The sequence below is a fragment of the Andreprevotia lacus DSM 23236 genome, assembly GCF_900176275.1.
In the GTDB taxonomy this organism is placed as follows: Bacteria; Pseudomonadota; Gammaproteobacteria; order Burkholderiales; family Chitinibacteraceae; genus Andreprevotia; species Andreprevotia lacus.
On the sequence record NZ_FWXD01000024.1, the window covers coordinates 1 to 19,083 of the forward strand.

Annotated in this window: 13 protein-coding genes; 9 read left to right on the forward strand and 4 right to left on the reverse strand. The window is 62.5% G+C overall.

Going from position 1 to position 19,083, the window contains the following annotated elements:
- The coding region (locus B9A19_RS16700; protein ID WP_245804363.1) for a glycoside hydrolase family 18 protein at window positions 1-1,404 on the forward strand (1,404 nt) is incomplete at its 5' end.
- Window positions 1,405-1,872: 468 nt separating this feature from the next.
- Here B9A19_RS16700 and B9A19_RS16705 read toward each other — a convergent pair.
- Both B9A19_RS16705 and B9A19_RS22240 read right to left on the reverse strand, forming a co-directional pair.
- Complete coding sequence (locus tag B9A19_RS16705; protein ID WP_084092289.1) at window positions 1,873-2,733, reverse strand: helix-turn-helix transcriptional regulator; 861 nt, start codon at window positions 2,731-2,733, stop codon at window positions 1,873-1,875.
- Window positions 2,734-2,937: 204 nt separating this feature from the next.
- Window positions 2,938-3,237: a hypothetical protein gene (locus B9A19_RS22240; RefSeq protein WP_139798922.1), complete on the reverse strand. Its 300-nt coding sequence runs from the start codon at window positions 3,235-3,237 to the stop codon at window positions 2,938-2,940.
- Window positions 3,238-3,449: 212 nt separating this feature from the next.
- On the opposite strand from B9A19_RS22240, the gene B9A19_RS16710 reads away from it, so the two are divergent.
- The 8 genes from B9A19_RS16710 to murB all read left to right on the forward strand — a co-directional run bounded on the left by B9A19_RS16710 (window position 3,450) and on the right by murB (window position 17,419).
- A complete protein-coding gene (locus tag B9A19_RS16710) occupies window positions 3,450-5,141 on the forward strand; it encodes a chitinase (RefSeq protein WP_217807101.1) in 1,692 nt (563 codons plus the stop codon).
- Between the two features lie 114 nt (window positions 5,142-5,255).
- The gene (locus B9A19_RS22655) at window positions 5,256-6,833 is read left to right on the forward strand and encodes a carbohydrate-binding protein (protein WP_176216983.1); all 1,578 of its coding nucleotides are present in this window, start codon (window positions 5,256-5,258) and stop codon (window positions 6,831-6,833) included.
- A gap of 128 nt (window positions 6,834-6,961) precedes the next feature.
- The gene (locus B9A19_RS16720) at window positions 6,962-8,659 is read left to right on the forward strand and encodes a chitinase (RefSeq protein ID WP_084092344.1); all 1,698 of its coding nucleotides are present in this window, start codon (window positions 6,962-6,964) and stop codon (window positions 8,657-8,659) included.
- A gap of 335 nt (window positions 8,660-8,994) precedes the next feature.
- The gene (locus tag B9A19_RS16725; RefSeq protein ID WP_245804368.1) at window positions 8,995-10,713 is read left to right on the forward strand and encodes a chitinase; all 1,719 of its coding nucleotides are present in this window, start codon (window positions 8,995-8,997) and stop codon (window positions 10,711-10,713) included.
- 190 nt (window positions 10,714-10,903) lie between these two features.
- Entirely contained in the window at window positions 10,904-11,449 is a 546-nt protein-coding gene (locus B9A19_RS16730) for a hypothetical protein (protein WP_084092296.1), read from the forward strand.
- Window positions 11,446-13,044: a M64 family metallopeptidase gene (locus B9A19_RS16735; protein ID WP_084092298.1), complete on the forward strand. Its 1,599-nt coding sequence runs from the start codon at window positions 11,446-11,448 to the stop codon at window positions 13,042-13,044. The genes B9A19_RS16730 and B9A19_RS16735 overlap by 4 nt, the downstream gene beginning before the upstream one ends.
- Window positions 13,045-13,687: 643 nt before the next feature.
- On the forward strand, window positions 13,688-16,222 hold the full coding sequence (locus B9A19_RS16740; RefSeq protein ID WP_084092300.1) for a glycosyl hydrolase family 18 protein: 2,535 nt from the start codon (window positions 13,688-13,690) through the stop codon (window positions 16,220-16,222).
- A gap of 180 nt (window positions 16,223-16,402) precedes the next feature.
- Window positions 16,403-17,419, forward strand: coding sequence for a UDP-N-acetylmuramate dehydrogenase (gene murB / locus B9A19_RS16745; protein ID WP_084092302.1), 1,017 nt, complete (start codon window positions 16,403-16,405; stop codon window positions 17,417-17,419).
- A gap of 40 nt (window positions 17,420-17,459) precedes the next feature.
- Here the strand turns inward: murB and B9A19_RS16750 are convergent, their stop codons facing one another.
- Together B9A19_RS16750 and B9A19_RS16755 are read right to left on the reverse strand one after the other, a co-directional pair.
- Window positions 17,460-17,978, reverse strand: a complete 519-nt coding sequence (locus B9A19_RS16750; RefSeq protein WP_084092304.1) for a cyclic nucleotide-binding domain-containing protein — start codon at window positions 17,976-17,978, stop codon at window positions 17,460-17,462.
- Between the two features lie 96 nt (window positions 17,979-18,074).
- Window positions 18,075-18,953 carry a DUF2167 domain-containing protein gene (locus tag B9A19_RS16755; protein WP_084092306.1) on the reverse strand — a complete coding sequence of 293 codons (879 nt, stop codon included), beginning with the start codon at window positions 18,951-18,953 and terminating at the stop codon, window positions 18,075-18,077.
- Between the last annotated feature and the right edge of the window lie 130 nt (window positions 18,954-19,083).

Genomic DNA, 19,083 nt, shown 5'->3' on the forward strand with positions numbered 1-19,083 from the left:
ACACCGAAGCCGACCGCAACACCGGCTCCGACCGCTACCCCGGCGCCGACCAATGTGCCGACTGCTACACCGAAGCCGACTGCTACACCGGTCCCGGGCACCCCGACCGCGACCCCGGTTCCGTCGGCAGGCGGCAAGGAAGTCGGTTCCTACTTCGCTCAGTGGGGCATCTACGGCCGCAACTACCAGGTAAAGGCCATCCAGACCAGCGGCTCCGCGGCCAAGATGACCTTCCTGAACTACGCCTTCGGTAACGTCTACCAGAAGAACGGCGGCTACGAATGCGACATCCAGTACCGTACCGAATCGGGCAATGGTGACGGTGGCGATCCGTTTGCCGACTACAGCAAATCGTTCGATGCCGCTTCGTCGGTTGACGGCGTGGCTGACAAGTGGGACGACGCACTGCGCGGCAACTTCGGCCAGATCAAGCGCCTGAAGGCCCTCAACCCCAACCTGAAGGTGTACATCTCGGTCGGCGGCTGGTCGTGGTCCAAGTGGTTCTCGGCCGCATCCGCGACCGACGCCCTGCGCAAGCAACTGGTCTCCTCGTGCATCAACACCTACATCAAGGGCAACCTGCCGGTGTATGACGGTGCAGGTGGTACGGGTGCCGCTGCCGGCGTATTCGACGGCATCGACATCGACTGGGAATTCCCGGGCGTACAAGGCTTCGGCTACAACACCGTCTCGGCGGCCGACAAGCAGAACTACACCCTGCTGCTGAAGGAATTCCGCACCCAGCTGGATGCAGTCACTGCCACCACCGGCAAGAAGTACGGCCTGACCGTCGCGATCAGCGCGGGCAAGGACAAGATCGACATGACCGAGCCGGCTGCCTACAGCCAGTACCTCGATCACATCAACATCATGTCCTATGACTTCCATGGCGGCTGGGAAGCCACGGGTCCGACCGACTTCCACAGCAACCTGTACGCCGATCCGGCCAGCCCGAACTACAACGACCCGAAGACCGGTCAACCGGGCCTGGGCGCCACCTACAACATCGACAGCGCAGTGAAGAACCTGATCGCTGCCGGTGCACCGGCTGGCAAGCTGATCGTGGGTGTACCGTTCTACGGTCGTGGCTGGACGGGTGTGACCAACGCCAACAACGGTCTGTACCAACCGGCCGCCAAGGCAGCCACCGGTACCTACGAAGCGGGCATCGAAGACTACAAGGTGCTGAAGAACGCAGCGGGTACGGTGTACACCAACGCGATCACCAAGCAATCGTGGAAGTTCGATGGCAGCACGTTCTGGTCGTATGACACGCCGGCGGACATTGCCACCAAGGTGAGCTATGTGAAGTCGAGTGGTCTGGGTGGCGTGTTCAGCTGGGAGCTGGATGGTGATGACACCGCTGGTACCCTGATGAGCGCAATGAGTGCAGTTCGCCAGTAAACCGGCGAGCATCACAGAATAACTAAGCGCGGTAAGTTGAGCCCTCCTGGCAACAGGAGGGCTTTTTTCTTTGTGTGCGTCTCGCCGGGGTGTGCGTTGCGGCTGTTCAGGGGCGCAGGCGTGCCCGAGTACCGGCCGTGCCGCCGGTGGCCGCTATGGCCGGGCTGCTGCGTGGTTCTGGGGGCTTGCCGGTCTGCTTGGGGTAGCGACCCACCCAGCCGGCATCCCGTTGCTGTGAGCATGGTCTGCCGCGCAGGTCTTTGGTGTGCGCCACTCCTGCAAATCAATCCATCGGGCGTGGGCAGGGCCCCAGGGCAAGCGAGGAAGGGGCGTCTTAGAAGGGGGGGAATTGCTGGCCGGATGCGCGATTTTGCATAAACCGGCAAATACGCAGTGCGGTGGTGGCGGTAAACCGACAATGTGCCCGGCGGCGCGCTGCAGTACCGCCGGGAAAGTGCTGCAGAGGGCCTAATTGCGGCGGCGCAACACGGTGCTTGGTGCCATGCCGAAGTGCTGGGTAAAGCGGCGCGAGAAACTGGCGATTTCCTCGTAACCGATCGCGGAGGCAACCTCGCCCACGCTGCCTATGCCGGCTTGCAGCATTTCCATGGCGCGGTTCATGCGGTGCGACAGCAGCATCTGCTGCGGCGATACGCCCAGATAGCGCACGCACAGGCGCTGGAAGTGCGCGACGCTGACGCCAAACTCGGCCGCCAGCGCATCGACGCGCCACGGGCGGGCCGGGTACAGCAGCACCGGGCCGAACAGCCGTTGCAGGCGCAGCGCGATGTCGCTGGTCTGCGGCTCGGTATTGAGTTCGCGCTGCAAGAGCTGCATCACCAGCGTCAATGCCGGCGTGGCAAAGGATTGGTCGAACTCGGACAGCCATGCTTCCTCGCACAGTGTCAGCACGGCCGGATAAAGGCTGGCGGGGCTGCGGGCGGGGCGGATCAGTGGCTCCTCGCGCTGCAGGCTGCTCCAGCGTGGGCAGTCGTTGAGCAGGAACCATACCAGTCGCCAGTTCGGGCCCGTCAGTTCGAAGCCGGCGCGCTGCCCGGCGGGCAGGATGGCGAAATGGCCTGCCGGTAGTGGTTGTGCGGTTTCACCGTTAGTGATCTGGCCCTCACCCTCCAGCGCGAACAGTACGACATGGAACGGTGCGCCGGTGCGCTCGACATGGAACATGTCGTGGGCATCGGTAATACCGGCCAGCAAGACGTCGTAATCGTTCAGCGCCCGCAGGTAGGGTTTATAGAAGACCCGCGCGCCCACGCTTTGCTGGATCGTGGTTGGCGAGACTTCAAAGTATTCATGGAATGGGGTGGTCATTGCGTGATTTGAACAAACCAAAGTCGTATTCAGACATTCTAGCTACCCACGCAAGCCTGTATCTTTCGGGGTGTCGTGCGAAAGCATGTATTTGCCTTCGTGGTATTTCGACAAGGATCAACAGGCTCGGCGGGGTGTGGACTACCCAGCCTTACGTCGTTGGTTCTCCTTCTTCATCATCTTGATGGCCGGACTCTTGTCCGGCTATTTTTTTGCCTGCGCACCCGGCCGGATGTGGTGCTCGGCGATCTTCTCCAAGCCGCAGTGTGCACGGAAATCGCGCATCGTGCGATAGCACTGTGGTGCATCTCTCTCTGGCATATGGTGCACGGTCAACTGGTTTTGTCTAAATCGCGCACAACTGTAATAAATTAGAATTTTCTCAATTAAATCAACGGGAAATATCTTTGACATTTCCCGGCCAAACACCGCAATATGGACGCGCAGGCCAGCATAGGCACTAAAAGCAATGCCACAGAGGCATTGCGCTGCGGGCGGGCGCATTCAGCCTGCTGACGAAGGCGCGCAAATCACCGGGAAATATCCTGCGGTTCGCACCTTCCAAGCCACCAGAGGAAAAAAAGCAGTGCCGGCAAGGCCGGCGGATGACGTCAGCAGTGTGTGACGGCATGCGCGCGACCATGGCCGCGTGTTGCGCAGTAACCGGCATGGCGCACAGCCAGCCGTCCCTACAAGAAGGAATGGAGAAGAGTACGATGAAAAGCTCGCGTCTCACGCGACTGCTGACGGCCATGTTCATGGCTGGCAGCGTGATCGCCGCATTCGCTGCCCCTGCGTGGCAGGAAGGCAACACCTATACCGCCGGTACCGTGGTGACCTACAACGGTCACGACTATCAGGCTCTGGTCACCCACACCGCTTATGTCGGCGCAGGCTGGAACCCGTCCAGCACCCCGACGCTGTGGAAGGACCTGGGCGTGACCACCGGCACGACCACCCCGACACCGACCACGGCACCGACCGTGACCCCGACCAGCAAGCCGGTCACCCCCACACCGACCGTCACCAATACCCCGACACCGGTTGTCACCAGCACCCCGACCCCGGCCACCGGTTCGTGTACCGCTCCCGCCTGGAGCAGCAGCACTGCCTATAACGGCGGCGCGCAAGTGAGCTACAACGGCCACACCTACTCCGCCAAGTGGTGGACACAGGGCAATGTGCCGTCCAGCAGCACCGGCGATGGCCAACCCTGGAATGACGTTGGCGTGTGCAGCGGTGGCAACAACACGCCGGTGCCGACCGTGACCCCGACACCGACCAAGGTCGTGACCCCGACCCCGGTGGTTACCAGCACACCGACCCCGGTCGTGACCGTGACCCCGACGCCGGTAGTGACCCCGACCGTCACCCCGACCCCGGGCCCGACCCCGACACCGGGTCGCAAGCAACTGGTGGGCTATCTGCACGCCAGCTTTGCCAATGGCTCCGGCTATATCCGCATGGCCGACATCTCGGATGACTGGGATGTGATCAACCTGTCGTTCGCCGAGCCGGATTCGCCGACCAACGCGCTGCTGCACTTCAACCGCTGCTCGGTTGCCGAGTGCCCGAACGTTGAAAGCGATGCCGACTTCCTGGCCGGCATCAAGGCCAAGCAAGCCAAGGGCAAGAAGGTACTGATTTCGATCGGTGGCCAGAACGGTGAAATCCAGCTCACCACGACCGCTGCGCGCGACAACTTCGTGAATTCGATCTCGGCCATCATCGACAAGTGGAATCTCGATGGTCTGGATATCGACTTCGAAGGTCACTCGTTGCAACTGAACCCGGGCGACAACAACGTTGCCGCACCGACCACCCCGGTCATCGTCAACCTGATCTCGGCACTGAAGACGCTGAAGGCCAAGTATGGCAGCAAGTTCATGCTGACCATGGCGCCGGAAACCTTCTTCGTCCAGCTGGGTTACCAGTTCTACGGTGGCAACTGCTCGGGTTGCGATACCCGCGCGGGCGCTTACCTGCCGGTGATCTACGCCATGAAGGATGACCTGAGCTGGCTGCAGGTGCAGGACTACAACTCGGGCCCGATCACCGGCCTGGACAATGCCTACCACACCATGGGCAGTGCTGATTTCCATGTCGCGATGACCGACATGACCCTCAGCGGCTTCAAGGTGGCCGGCAACGGCTTTGCCTTCCCGGCGCTGCGTCCGGATCAGATCATGATCGGCATTCCGGCCAACGCCAATGCAGGTAACGGCTACATCACCCCGACGGAAATGACCACGGCGCTCAATTGCCTGACCAAGGGCACCAATTGCGGCACCTACAAGCCGGCCAAGACCTATCCGGGTCTGGGTGGTTTGATGACCTGGTCGATCAACTGGGACAAGTACACCAACTACGAGTTCTCCAAGAGCTACCGCGCGTACTTTGGCCAGTAACCGTCCCTGAAAGCAGCCCCCGCCCGGAATGGCCGGGGGCTGTTTGCATGACCCCATAAAACCGATAACGCTGTCGCAGCGCACTGGCTGCTGCGCGACAGCAGGAGTACGGACATGAATACACGCAATATCCGCCCGCTCAAGGGCTGGCTGCTGGCCATCGCCATGGCCGGCGCCGTCATGGCTGCCCACGCAGCACCGGCCTGGCAGGAAGGCAACACCTACAGCGCCGGCACCGTGGTGAGCTACAACGGCCACGATTATCAGGCACTGGTCACTCATACCGCCTATGTGGGCGCAGGCTGGAACCCGGCCTCGACCCCGACGCTGTGGAAAGACCTTGGCGTGACCACCGGCGCTACGCCGACGCCCGCCCCTACCGCCACGCCGGCACCGACTGCAACACCGAAGCCGACGGCTACCCCGGCCCCGACCGCTACGCCGGTACCGAGCAGCACACCGACTGCCACACCCAAGCCCACCAGCACTCCGGTACCGACCGTCTCCCCGACCCCGACTACCGGTGGCAGCTGCACCGCAGCCGCATGGAGCGCCAGCGCTTCCTACAACGGTGGTGCACAGGTCAGCTACAACGGCCGCAATTACACCGCCAAGTGGTGGACCCAAGGCAACGTGCCGTCCAGCAGCACCGGCGACGGCCAGCCGTGGGCCGACAATGGTCCGTGCTCCGGCGGCAATCCCAGCCCGACGCCGGTTGTGACCGCCACACCGACCCCGGTGACCCCGACCGCCACGCCGGTACCGGGCCCGACGCCGACACCGGCGCCGGTCAGCGGTTATCGTTTCGCGCCGTATATCGATGTGAGCGGCAGTGTGGATCTGGCCGGCTGGGCGCAAGCCACTGGCGGCCGTTTCGTTTCGCTGGCCTTCTTCAACTCGGCGGGTGGCTGCAATGGCGGCTGGCCGGGCAGCGAATCCAACCTGATCAGCCAGGCCGCGTCGCTCAAGGCGCTGGGTGGCGGCGTGATCCTGTCGTCCGGCGGCTGGAATGCCAGCGACATCGCGCGCAGCTGCACCGATGCAGCCTCGATTGCCACCGTGTACGAGAACGTGCTGGAGCGCTTCGGTGCCGATCACCTCGATATCGACCCGGAACATGGTGACAGCCAGAACAATCTGGAAGCCGCCATCGTCGACCGTCGCAATGCCGCGCTGAAGATCCTGCAGGATCGCTTCAAGGCCAAGGGCAAGACGGCCTATGTGTCGTTCACGCTCGGCGTGCATCCGGTCAGCGGCTTCGACGCCGAAAACCTCTATGTGCTGCAATCGGCCAAGGCCGCAGGCGTGGAAGTGAACGTCGTCAACCCGATGATCATGGATTACTACGACGGCGTATCGGGCAACCAGATGGGCGCCCGCTCGGTATCGGCGCTGCAGGGCGTGTTTGCGCAGATCAAGAACCTGTGGCCGGGCAAGACCGATGCACAGTACTGGGGCATGCTGTCGGCCACCGCCATGATCGGCCAGAACGACAACCCGAGCGAAGTGTTCACGCTGGCCGATGCCGCCATCGTGCGCGATTTTGCCAAGCAGAACGGCATGGCCCGCCTGGCCTTCTGGTCCATGGGGCGTGACAACGGCAACTGCCCTGGCAACACCACCGCCAACTGGCAATGCAGCGGCATCAGTCAGCAGCAGTGGGACTTCAGCAAGATTTTCGGCGCATTCTGATACGCGTTTTACGTGCGCCAGGCGAGGGCGGTTGACCACCCCGCCAAACTCACGCGGCGAAGTCTGGCCGCGTGATGCGGGCGACTGCCGCAAGGCAGCCGCCCATTCCGAAAATGATGGAGGATGACATGCAACATACCAAGCACCGCGCGTCGTTGATGACACGCGTCCTTGCTGCCGTGGTGATGGCAGGCGGCATCATGGCCGCCCACGCTGCACCTGCGTGGCAAGAAGGCACGACTTACACCGTCGGTACCGTAGTGACCTACAACGGTCATGACTACCAGGCACTGGTTGCCCATACCGCCTATGTGGGCGCCGGCTGGACACCGTCCAGCACGCCGACCCTGTGGAAGGATCTGGGCGTAACCACCGGTACCACACCGACTGCTACACCGACGTCGACACCGGTGCCGACCGTGACGCCGACGACCCCGGTAACCAGCATCCCGCTGCCGACCGTGACCCCGACGACCGTGACCGGCGGTTGCACCGCCGCGGCCTGGAGCAGCAGCACCGCTTATAACGGCGGCGCGCAAGTCAGCTACAACGGCCGCAACTACACCGCCAAGTGGTGGACACAAGGCAATGTGCCGTCGAGCAGCACTGGTGATGGCCAGCCCTGGAACGATGCCGGTCCTTGCGCAGGCGGCCCGACCGCTACGCCGAAGCCGACCGTGACCCCGACCCCGGAAATCCCGCCGGTCACCCCGACGCCGACCATCAAGCCGACAGTCACCCCGATCCCGTCTGTCACGCCGACACCGACCAACAAGCCGACCGTGACCCCGACGCCGACCGCTACGCCGACGCCGGTTGTCACCCCGACACCGACCACAGTGCCACCGACCACCGTACCGGGCACGGGCACACTGCCCAAGCACGCGCTGGTGGGCTACTGGCACAACTTCACCAATCCGGCCGGTGACACTTTCCCGGTGTCGCAAATCTCCGATGATTGGGATGTGATCGTCATTGCGTTTGCCGACAACGCCGGCAACGGCAATGTCGCCTTCAACCTCGACAGCCATGCCGGCAGTGAAGCGCAGTTCATCGCCGACGTCGCCGCCAAGAAGGCCAAGGGCAAGAAGGTCGTGCTGTCGCTGGGTGGCCAGGATGGTTCCATCACGCTGAACACCGCGTCCGATGTGACCAACTTCGTCAACAGCCTGTACGGCATCCTGACCAAGTATGGCTTCGACGGTATCGACCTTGATCTGGAGAGCGGCAGCGGCGTATCGAGCGGCGCACCGATCATCAACAACCTGATCACCGGCGTGAAGCAGCTGAAGGCCAAGATCGGCCCGAGCTTCTACCTGTCGATGGCGCCTGAGCACCCGTATGTCCAGGGCGGCTATATCTCGTACGGCAGCATCTGGGGCGCCTATCTGCCCATCATCGATGGCCTGCGTGATGACCTGAGCATCCTGCACGTGCAGTACTACAACAACGGCGGCTTCACCTACACCAACGGTGCCATGGTGAATGAAGGCACCGTGGATGCACTGGTCGGTGGCAGCCTGATGCTGATCGAAGGTTTCAAGGTCAACTACGGCACCGGCTGGGAATTCAAGGGCCTGCGTCCTGACCAGGTGGCATTCGGTGTGCCGTCGGGTAGCCAGTCGGCTGGCCGTGGCTTCGTGACCGCGCAAGTCGTGTCTGATTCGCTCAACTGCCTGACCAAGCTGCAAGGTTGCGGCTCGATCAAGCCGGCCAAGGCTTATCCGGACTACCGTGGCGTGATGACCTGGTCGATCAACTGGGACAAGCACGACGGTTACAACTTCTCCAAGCCGGCTGCTGCCGCGCTGAAGACACTGCCGTAAGCAGTATCAAGCTGTATCGGGAGCGGGCCGCTTTGGCGGTCCGCTGTCAGGAACCGGGGCATACGCCCCGGTTTTTTATTGCCTGTCTTTCGGAGGCGGAAAGCATTTGCTGCCGACCAACCACCGTTTATCGGCATTCATCGGGACACGGTGTCAGCGGTAACAATTTTTTATGTAGCCGGTTGTTTTTTACTACACCTTGTCTGTAAGATCGCCACACGGTTCCCCCGCATGAGCGGGGCGGGCCGAAGCGAACCGGGACTTGATCCTGGCCAAGAAGGGCCGGCTCCGTGGCAACGGCGCCGGCTTAAAAAGAATCCTGATGGAGGATGACCATGCAAAATCGTAAACGCGTTAGCGCGCGTATGACGGGCCTGCTTGCTGCCGTGATGCTGGCCGGTTCGATTACCGCTTATGCCGCCTACCCGACCTGGGCCGAAGGCAATACCTATAGCGCAGGCACCGTTGTTTACTACAACGGCCATGACTACAAGGCCGTGGTCACCCATACCGCTTATGTGGGCGCAGGCTGGAACCCGGCTTCGACCCCGACGCTGTGGCAAGACCTGGGCGTAGACACTGGCAGCGCCACACCGACTCCGGCGCCGACTGCCGCTCCGACTGCAACACCGAAGCCGACAACAACGCCGGCCCCGACCGTGACCCCGGCGCCGACCAGCACGCCGACCGCTACACCGAAACCGACCAGCACCCCGGTGCCGACCGCGACGCCGACGCCGGTTGCTGGCGGCTGCACTGCTGCTGCATGGAACACCGGCACCGCTTATAACGGTGGCGCACAAGTGAGCTACAACGGCCACACCTACACTGCCAAGTGGTGGACACAGGGCAATATCCCGTCGTCCAGCACCGGTGACGGCCAACCGTGGACCGATAACGGCGTCTGCGGCCCGACCCCGACACCTGGCCCGGCCACACCGACCCCGGTTGCTACCGCAACACCGAAGCCGACTGCTACGCCGGTGCCGACGGCTACACCGCTGCCGACCGCTACACCGGTTCCGGGTGTCTCCCCGACACCGGCACCGACCGGCGTACCGGTTACCGGCCTGCCCAAGCACGTGGTGGAAGGCTACTGGCACAACTTCGACAACGGCACTGGCACCATCCGCATCAAGGATGTGCCGGACCAATACGACATCATCAACGTGTCGTTCGCTGAAGGCGACCAGTCGGCTGCAGCCGGCACCGCCGTGTTCGTGCTGGACAAGGCATTCAACGAAGCGGACTTCATTGCCGACATCAAGGCCAAGCAGGCTGCCGGCAAGAAGGTGCAGATTTCGCTGGGCGGCGCCAACGGCGTGATCGTGCTGGGCACGACTGCCGCGCGCGATACCTTCGTCAAGACCATGGGCGACATCATTGCCAAGTATGGCTTTGACGGTATCGACCTCGACATCGAAAACAACCTGTCGATGGGAGCCAACGAAGACTTCCGCAACCCGACTACCCCGCAGATCGTCAACCTGATCGCCGCTACCAAGGCACTGAAGGCCCGCTTCGGCGCGAACTTCATGATCACCATGGCGCCGGAAGTGGCATATGTACAAGGTGGCTATGGCGTTGCCGGCGGCATCTGGGGTGCTTACCTGCCGATCATCTACGGCCTGAAAGACGACCTGACCATCCTGCACGTGCAGCTCTACAACACCGGCAGCATTACCGGTGCGGATGAGAAGAACTACACCCAGGGTACGGTTGACTTCGCTGTGGCGATGTCCGACATGCTGCTGAAGGGCTTCAACGTGAACCGTGACCCGAGCAAGCCGTTCCCGGCACTGCGCCCGGATCAGGTCAGCCTGGGCCTGCCGGCCACCAGCGGTGCCGCACCGTCGGGCGGTTACCTGAACAACGCCGGTGTACAGCAAGCGCTGGATTGCCTGATGAAGGGCACCAACTGCGCCAGCTTCAAGCCGAGCGCATCGTACCCGGGCTTCCGCGGTGTGATGACCTGGTCGGTGAACTGGGACAAGACCAACAGCTATCAATTCGCGACTGGCCACAAGGCTTACCTGAACCAGTACCCGAACTAAGGCGTAATGCCTGATTGAAGGGCGCCCCATGTGGGCGCCCTTTTTTATTGCCGTGATCCGGGGCGTGTATCGATTCCGACAAATGGGTATGTGAGCGTCATCTTATGCAGATAGAATGTGCCCGCCCCCGGCTTGCAGGCTGGCCAGGCAGGGCGTCAAACAATAACGATATCCATCAAGAAGGACACTCATGAAACCCCACGTACCGAAGATAGTCGGCGCGCTGGCCTGCCTGTGCCTGATGGCACCGGCGCTGGCCGAGCCCGTGCTGTTGCTGCAACTTGAGCGTGATCAGAACGGCATTCATCTGGTCAGCCAGGAAGTGCGCGACATCGCCTACAAACCGTCGCGCAGCGCGCAGAAAGACGCCGCGCAAGGCCGCGTGCACAAGGCGCGTGCCGGCTGGCTGGCGCAGATCGTGCGTGCCGACGGCAGCATCGAACGCGAGGTCGAGCTTGAAGACCCGCTGGCCATCCGGGGTGAGTTTGCTGCCAGCCAGCCGGGCCGCGACAGCCATAACGATCGCGTCGATCAAAGCCGCAGCAGCGGCCAGTTTACCGTGCAGGTGCCGGTATCGAGTGGTGACGTGAGCGTGCGCATCATCGAGCGCAAGGTTGCGCAACACGCCGCCGCCAAGGCGCGCCGCATGGCATCGGCAGCAGATGATGCCGGCAACGCGGACAGCGATGGCGATGACATCAAGGGTGAATTCAAGGTGAAGGGGGGCAAGCGATGAACAAGCCGCTGCTGCTGCCCCTGCTGTTTGCCGCCGCCATGGCGCAGGCCGCCACGCCGACGCTGGTCGAATACCAGGTGAACGGCCCGCGCGACAAGCGCGTCAACATCCTCTTCCTGGCCGAAGGCTATGTGGCCGGCCAGGAGGCGCAATTCCAGGCCGACATGGCCAAGTTCAATACCGCGCTGATGGATGCGCCGTGGTCGAGCTACACCAGGTACTTCAATACCTATGGCGTATTCGTGGCCTCGAATGCGCAAGGAGCGTCCAAAGAAGACGGCAGCACCGTCAAGGACACCTATTTCAACTGCAGCTATTACACCTCCAACATCGACCGGCTGCTGGCATGCAATACCAGCAAGACCACGGCGATCAAGAACCAGTACCTGCCCGAAGCCGACATCGTGATGGTGATCGTCAACAGCAGCAAATACGGTGGTTCGGGCGGCAGCATTGCCGTCGCCAACCGGCTGGATCCGGAAATCGTCGCGCATGAAGTCGGCCACAGCTTTGCCAAGCTGGCTGATGAATACGAATATGCTGGTGGTACACCGCACGAAGCGCCCAACGCCACCGCCATCATCTCGCCGCGCACCAGCCTGAAGTGGAATTACTGGGTGGATGGCAGCACACCGATCGCCACGCCGGAGACCTCGACCTATGGCAGCGTCGTCGGTGCATTTGAAGGTGCTGTGTATAGCGCCAGCGGCTGGTGGCGGCCCACGCAGAACAGTCGCATGCGCAACAACGGCATTCCGCTCGGCCCGGTGAACTCCGAACAATTCGTACTGGCCATGTATGACCATGTATCGCCGCTGGACGGCTACAGCCCGGCAGCGGGCACCGTCGCCTGGCAAGGCCCGGGCACCCTCAGCGTGGCCCCCAAGCAGCCCGATGGTTTTGATCTGGCGGTGGAGTGGTGGGTCAACGGCGTAAAGACCGCCGAAACCGGCAAGAGCTTCAACGGCAGCAACCTGCCGCTGACCGGCTCGGCCACCGTAATGGCCAAGGTCATCGACCGTGGCAGCTGGGTGCGCCAAGACCCCAAGGGCCTGCTGGATGATAGCGTGAGCTGGACGGTGACACGCAGCGCCACTCCCACGCCAACACCGACCATGGCGCCAACCAGCACCCCGGTGCCGACAGCCACGCCCAAGCCGACCGTGGTACCGACCAGTACACCGGTCCCTACCGCTACACCCAGGCCAACCGTAGCACCGACCAGCACGCCGGTACCTACGGCCACACCGAAGCCGACCGTGGCTCCGACCAGCACGCCGGTGCCGACGGCGACGCCCAAGCCGACCGTAGCTCCGACCAGCACGCCGGTGCCGACGGCTACGCCGAAGCCGACCGTAGCGCCAACCAGCACACCGGTGCCGACTGCCACCCCCAAGCCCACGGCGGTGCCGACCGTAACACCGACGCCGGTAGCAGCGTGCCCGGCCGCATGGGATGCCGGTGCCATTTATGTGGGCGGCAATCAGGTCAGCTATCAGGGCAAGCGTTACCAGGCCAAGTGGTGGACACGTGGCGATAATCCGTCGCTGTCCGGCCAGTGGGATGTCTGGCAGAACCTGGGCAACTGCCCTTGATGGATTGTGGCTGACCAGTGACCTCGCTGGTGAACCATGCAGTGCAAAGAACCCGGCTCAGGCCGGGTTTTTTGCGGGTGATTGCGCGAGCTGTCACCTGCGCATCGTTGTAAATACAACACGGTATGCGTGCTTACCCGCGTGCGCCGTCGTGGCTTTGCATGTTCAGGTTTTGTAAGCCTGTGGCCCGTTTCACAGCTGCTTATTCATGCCGTTTCTGCGCCGTCATGGTGCATTGCATCGCGGCTACAAGCCAACTCCCGCCTCATGACACCGACATTGCGCATGCCCGGGGTCATTACGCTTCATCCGCTCACCCTCCTGATTGCCGTTTTGTTTCTGTAATAAAGCGCGGCAATCAGGCAGGAATGGGCAGCGTATTGATTACCAGCTTACCGTAAATGAAAATACGCTAATATTTTCAAATAAAAACATTGAAAATCAGTGGCTTGTATTTGATTTGCACGCATTGACAACGGTGCTGGTTTAACTACGATGGCCCAGTTTGCGCTTGGTGCAGTACGGGTCGGCGACCGTTTGCATTTCCATCAAAAGTCCCGGCGCAGGCCCAGACCGGCTGCAAATGACGATTGCCCAAAGTGGCATTCATTCATCTGGTTTATAAGAAGAAGGATAGGAAGAGATGGCAAACAAGAAACGGTGGGCCGGGCTATTGCTCGCGCTCATGACGGCGGCTGTCGTTTACGCCGCGCCTGCCTGGCAGGAAGGCAGCACCTATACCAGCGGTACCGTGGTCAGCTACAACGGCCATGATTACAAGGCACTGGTAACCCACACCGCTTATGTCGGTGCCGGCTGGAACCCCTCGTCGACGCCGACGCTGTGGCAGGATCTGGGCCCGTCGAACAACGTCACACCGACCCCGGTCGTGACTGCGACGCCAACACCGACCGTTACGCCGACTCCCAAGCCGGTCACACCGACCCCGGTCGTCACACCGACGCCGGTTGTTACCCCGACCACCAAGCCCGTCACCCCGACCCCAGTGGTTACACCGACCACTACGCCGACGACCACACCCACCACCACCCCAACAGTCACGCCGACCCCGACTACCGGCTGCACCGCTTGGGCGCCGGGCCTGGCTGTGACCGCAGGTTTGAACGTCAGCTACAACGGCGTAGGCTATACCGCGCGTGCCGCACACACCGCACTGGCCGGCTGGGAGCCGCCCAATGTACCGGCGCTGTGGCAACCGGGTGGCCCGTGTGGCACACCGACACCGGTGCCGACCACCGTGCCGGGCCAGCCAACCCCGACCCCGCTGCCGACCGCCCACTACTGCGCGCCGGACTATCTGGCTACCAAGATCTATGCCAAGGGCGCGCTGGCCGGTTACAACGGCAAGGCCTATCAGGCACTGGTCGATACCTATGCCATTCCGCCTGACAGCACCGTGTACACCAATCAGTGGAAGCTGGTCGGCGTGCCGGATGTCGAGCTGTGCCCGGTCACCATCCCGAACACCATCAACTACGGTACTGCGCAACCGGTGGGTGGCAACACCAATTCGGGCAAGGTGCAGGCCTCCGGCAAGCTGTCGGCTGCACGCATCTCCAATACCGCGTCGACCCTGACCGGCGTGCGCGGCGGCATCAACCCTGCTACCGATCCGGGCGGCAACCATCCGGGCTTCGATTCGGATACCGGTGGTCGTGTGGCCAAGTTGCCGTCGGGCACCTTGCCGCTGCAGTACAACACCTATGACACCGGTGCCGGCCAGGAACGCGTGGCCTATCTGGGTGACTGGGCCATCTATGGCCGCCAGTATGACTTCAGCCGCCTGCCGGTGAAGAACCTGGACCGTCTGGTGTATGGCTTTGCCGGTATCTGCTTCCCGGCGGCCAAGAACACCCAGGAGCCGGGCTTCCCGACCACGGCACCGGCTGCGGTGCTGCGTACCTGCAAGCAGTCCAAGCTGCCGGATGGCGCCATGGCCATGGCCGACTTCGAGGCTGCTTTCCTGCGCACCTTGAATGGCGGCCAGACTGCCAAGATCAGCGGCACCGAGAGCATGTACGACATCGGCAAGGATGATGTCGCTGGCGTGTTCGGCGTGCTGTACAACCTGCGCAAGGCCAACCCCAACCTGCACCTCGATCTGTCGATCGGTGGCTGGACGCTGGGCGAAGGCTTCCCGTGGATGGCGTCCGATACCACCCGTCGCAAGGCCTTCGTGGATTCGGTGGTGAGCTTCCTGCAGCGCTATGACTTCGACGGCATCGACATCGACTGGGAATACCCGGGTACCGATGGCGCAGTCGCCGGCATGGCGCGTCCGGATGATCCGCAAAACTACCTGCAACTGTTGAAGGACCTGCGTGCCGGTCTGGACTGGCTGACGGTGAAGACTGGCAAGAAGTATCGCCTGTCGTCCGCCATCCCGGCCACCAAGGGCCCGCTGGACAAGCTCGACTGGCGCCAGATCAACCAGTACCTCGACCGTCTGTACGTGATGACCTATGACCTGACTGGTGCATGGGAGCGCAATATCAGCCATCACACCCCGCTGTACAACAACCCGAACGCCAATGGTTCTTCCACCGGTGTATCGGCCAGCTGGACGATCGAGTACCTGAACAGCCAGTACGGTGTGCCGTTCAACAAGATGATGATCGGCGTGGCGAATTACCACCGCGCCAAAGCCATCCTGCCGGGCGATATCAAGGAGTACACCAATGGCCTGAAGGGTGATTCGACCTTCGGTGACGTGAACGCCACCGGCGTAGCCAGCATCCTGGCGATTGCCGGCGTGGGTTCGTGGGAAGCCGGCGTGGTCGAAGGTTACGATTTCTACCAGAACTACCTGGATCGTGACCTGAAGCCGCGCAATGGCTACCACCTGTACACCGACAAGGTCACCAATGCCGATTATCTGGTGAACCCGATCGGCCCGGCCGGCTGGTCCTTCATCACTGCCGAAACCCCGCGCACTGCCGGTCTGAAGGCGCAATACGCCAAGGACAAGCAGCTGGCTGGCGTGTTCTTCTGGCAAGTGGAGCAGGATAACGGCTACAACCTGAACGCCGTCAACTACGTGCTGGGCAACAAGGTGCTGAGCGACGTGGCTGACGGCAAGCCGCAAGACCAGATCGCCACCTGCGGCGAGAACGTTACCGCGGCCGAGTGCCAGGCATTGATCGGCGCCATCAAGTAATTCGCCTTATAACGGGCCGCGTTCTCCAGGCATGGTCGGGTCTCACCGGGCCGCTGACCATGCCAGGCCCGCTCTCTCATGCCGGAACGGTTACGCCGTTCCGGCTTTTTTCTGCCTGCGGCTTTGAGGGGGCGGGGGCATGCCGGATAATGGGCAGCTTGTTTCCGCACCTGCCACGCCATGACCGCCATCCACACCGATGCTGCGCTGACCTCCCTCAATACACTGGGCCTGACTGCCTCTGCCGCACGGTTTGCGACGGTGCGCGAGCACGCCGACCTGCTGCAACTGCTGGCCGATGCAACGCTGCGCGCGCAGCTCTGGCATGTGCTCGGTGGCGGCAGCAATCTGGTACTGCCCGAAAGGGTAGAGGGCCTGACCGTGCAAGTGGCCGTGCCCGGCCGCCGGCTGCTGCGCGAGGATGACGACGCGTATTACGTGGCGGCGGGTGGCGGCGAGAACTGGCACGACTTCGTGCAATGGACGCTGGCGCAGGGCTGGGGCGGGCTGGAAAACCTGTCCTTGATCCCCGGCACGGTGGGCGCTGCCCCGATCCAGAACATCGGCGCCTATGGTGTCGAAGTGAAAGACCGGCTGTTTGCGCTGACCGCTTGGTCGCTGCAGGATGGCGCGCCGCGCGTGTTCAGCAATGCCGAATGCGCGTTTGCCTACCGCGACAGCATTTTCAAGCAGGCCGAGGCGGGCCGCTGGCTGATTGCCGAGGTGGTGTTCCGCCTGCCCAAGAATGCGCCGCTGGTCACCGGCTATGGCGATCTGCAGCAGGAAATCGCTGCTCAGGGCTTGCCGCTGTCACATGCCGGCGTGGCACAGGCGGTGATGGCGGTGCGCCGCCGCAAATTGCCCGATCCGGCGCAGATCGGCAATGCCGGCAGTTTCTTCAAAAACCCCATCATTGCCGCCAGCCAGCGCGATGCGCTGCTGCAGCAGTTTCCGCAGCTGGTGTCCTATCCGGCTGGCGAGGGACTGGCCAAGCTGGCTGCCGGCTGGCTGATCGAGCAGGCGGGCTGGAAGGGCCGCCGCTTGGGCCCGGTGGGCATGTACGAGAAACAGGCGCTGGTGCTGGTCAATCACGGTGGGGCTGCGCGTGCCGACGTGGCAGCGCTGACCGCTGCGGTACAGGGTGACGTGGCCGCCCGGTTTGGTGTGCAGCTGGAGGCCGAGCCGGTCTGGTGGTAACGCCGCTGCGCCTGGCGCGACGGTAGCGCTGCTGGCGGGGTCAGTGACGGTTGAGCATTTGCCGTTTGGCTTGCGCATCGGTTTGGGATGCATGCATTCCGCCGCCGCGCGTGCCAGCGGCCAGCATGCCGACCAGCGCGTTGGTTTCGCGCAGCCGTTCGGCCAGCATCAGCGCCAGGTTGTGATACAGCTTGGTCTGCAGCAAGGGAATGCGCACCAGCTGGCTGCGGTCGAACTCCAGCAGGCGCACTTCGGTCAGCGTATCGACACAGGCCGAGCGTGCGCCGAAATCGAGCAGCGCCAGCTCGCCGAAGGTATCGCCGGCAGCGAGCTCGGCCAGTTGCACGGGTGGGTAGACGGCGGTATTGAGCACCCGCAGCGTGCCGGCCAGCACGATATACATGGCGCGGCCGTGTTCGCCCTCGGCGATGATGCGTTCACCGGCAGAGCGGTTTTGTGCGCTGCAATGGCCGACGAACTCGCGCACATCGTCGTCGGAAAAGTCGTGCAACAGCGCTACGCCATTGCGCAATCGGTGCAGCAGGGCATCACTGAGCATGGCGGCAGGCCGGCAGGGGCGATGCTTACGTTATAGCGCGCCGGCTGGCGCTGCCAACAGCCGTTCAGCCGCTGGCAGTCGAAGTTGGTGGCCGGATTATTCAGCCGCTTCCTTCTTGCCGCCAAAAAACTTGCGGATGGCGGCAAAGCCACCGGCAACTGCCAGCAGGATCAGCTTGAATGATTTGACGAAGAAGGCGCCCATGATGGCAAGCAGGCCCAGTTTCTTTGCGCCCACGCCGGCCACCAGTGCGGCCAGACCATACTCGGCAATATGGTCGGTGGACGCGTTGAAGTCCTGATAGCGCTTGCCCTCGTTGAAGTTCAGCGCTGCCAGCATGGCTTTGACTTCGGGTTTTTCCTGTTCCACCGTGTTCATGCCGGTCACGAGGTTCATGCTCACATAACCTTCACGGCCCAGCGCATAGGTGTTGTAGTTGACGCCTTGTTCCTCGCTGGCCGGTGCACCCTTGTTGCGGGTATTGGCCGACCAGACCAGCTGGTGTGCATCGGCGCGGTAGTTCGGTTTTTCCACCCAGCCTAGCACCTCGAATTCCTGGATGCCGCGCTCCTTGCGCATCTTGTTGCCGTCCTCGGTACCTTCCTTGAGGCTGGTCAGCAAATCGTCGGCATTCCAGTCCTTGGCGTCGTCATCCTTGATGTAGCCGGATTTCTCGAAGCTCAGCTCCATGAACCAGCTGGATTTTTCGTTCTCGGGCAGGATGATGCCCAGCAGGTCATCGCTGGATTGATTGCCCATGGCATCCAGCAACTGGGCGGCTTCAGCCTTGGGGACAAAGGTGTAGCCTTGCGGCAGCTTGAGCACGGCCTGATCGATCAGCTTGATGTCGATCGGCCCGTGCTGGGCGGTCTTGGCGGCAGCCTTGTTGGCTTCTTCCTGGGTAACGGCCAGTGCAGGCAGGCTGGCGCAGGCCAGCAGGGCACCGGCCAGCAGGGCGGTAATGCGCTTGTTCATCTCGGGTCCTCGTGGTCGGGCGTCATGGCGCCCGTTCTATTCAGTGAACCCATTCACGAGCTGAATGGGTTCCAGAGGATCGATTGTTCAGCCTTCCTGCTGCCGCGTCAAAAAACCTTACCCTGATATG

Coding starts and splice junctions, on each gene's coding strand:
- B9A19_RS16705 (WP_084092289.1), bottom strand. CDS start 2,733: ATGACCACCCCATTCCATGAATACTTTGAAGTCTCGCCAACCACGATC.
- B9A19_RS22240 (WP_139798922.1), bottom strand. CDS start 3,237: ATGCGCCCGCCCGCAGCGCAATGCCTCTGTGGCATTGCTTTTAGTGCC.
- B9A19_RS16710 (WP_217807101.1), top strand. CDS start 3,450: ATGAAAAGCTCGCGTCTCACGCGACTGCTGACGGCCATGTTCATGGCT.
- B9A19_RS22655 (WP_176216983.1), top strand. CDS start 5,256: ATGAATACACGCAATATCCGCCCGCTCAAGGGCTGGCTGCTGGCCATC.
- B9A19_RS16720 (WP_084092344.1), top strand. CDS start 6,962: ATGCAACATACCAAGCACCGCGCGTCGTTGATGACACGCGTCCTTGCT.
- B9A19_RS16725 (WP_245804368.1), top strand. CDS start 8,995: ATGCAAAATCGTAAACGCGTTAGCGCGCGTATGACGGGCCTGCTTGCT.
- B9A19_RS16730 (WP_084092296.1), top strand. CDS start 10,904: ATGAAACCCCACGTACCGAAGATAGTCGGCGCGCTGGCCTGCCTGTGC.
- B9A19_RS16735 (WP_084092298.1), top strand. CDS start 11,446: ATGAACAAGCCGCTGCTGCTGCCCCTGCTGTTTGCCGCCGCCATGGCG.
- B9A19_RS16740 (WP_084092300.1), top strand. CDS start 13,688: ATGGCAAACAAGAAACGGTGGGCCGGGCTATTGCTCGCGCTCATGACG.
- murB (WP_084092302.1), top strand. CDS start 16,403: ATGACCGCCATCCACACCGATGCTGCGCTGACCTCCCTCAATACACTG.
- B9A19_RS16750 (WP_084092304.1), bottom strand. CDS start 17,978: ATGCTCAGTGATGCCCTGCTGCACCGATTGCGCAATGGCGTAGCGCTG.
- B9A19_RS16755 (WP_084092306.1), bottom strand. CDS start 18,953: ATGAACAAGCGCATTACCGCCCTGCTGGCCGGTGCCCTGCTGGCCTGC.